At 22.9% G+C, this 506-nt stretch carries 1 protein-coding gene; it reads right to left on the reverse strand.

Features of this window, described 5'->3' with window-relative positions; all coding sequences use genetic code 11:
* Positions 1–319 (reverse strand): DUF4118 domain-containing protein (locus K0040_RS19980; RefSeq protein WP_228110436.1); only part of this gene is annotated, 319 nt, incomplete at its 3' end.
* Between the last annotated feature and the right edge of the window lie 187 nt (positions 320–506).

A 506-nucleotide genomic window follows, 5' to 3' on the forward strand; every position in this document is an offset into this window, starting at 1 on the left:
CTTTTCTATAAGCTAAAAAAGTATATAATGGATGTGTAAAGAAAAAATTAAATGATAGCACTCCTATTACTGAAGAAAGTATTCCAAAAAAATATCCATAGGTTATACTTGTAGCAAATAGTACACCTAATATATATACTAGTATAATATTAGATTCATTAAAACCTACTTTTTCAAAAACTACTGATATTCCAGTAGCAATTGTCATAACTAATATAGTTTTTATGAAGTCCTTAATAATTATCTTTTTACTGAGATAAACATCTTCATCATAATCATACTCTTTTAAGTCTTCATGTTGTAGTCGTTCCTTTTTCATTTACTACAATTCCTCCTTATTGTTACTGTTTAAATTGGCTCTATTTTATATAATACAATTTTATCATAATAAATTCAATAAATACATTTAATTAATGTATTTAAATTACTAAAAGGTGCTGTCTTAAAATGAAAATAAATCTCTATTTCAAAACAGCACCTCTATATATTTAAATTGATAATTTAAT

It is taken from the genome of Terrisporobacter petrolearius (genome assembly GCF_020748185.1).
GTDB classification, from domain to species: Bacteria; Bacillota; Clostridia; order Peptostreptococcales; family Peptostreptococcaceae; genus Terrisporobacter; species Terrisporobacter petrolearius.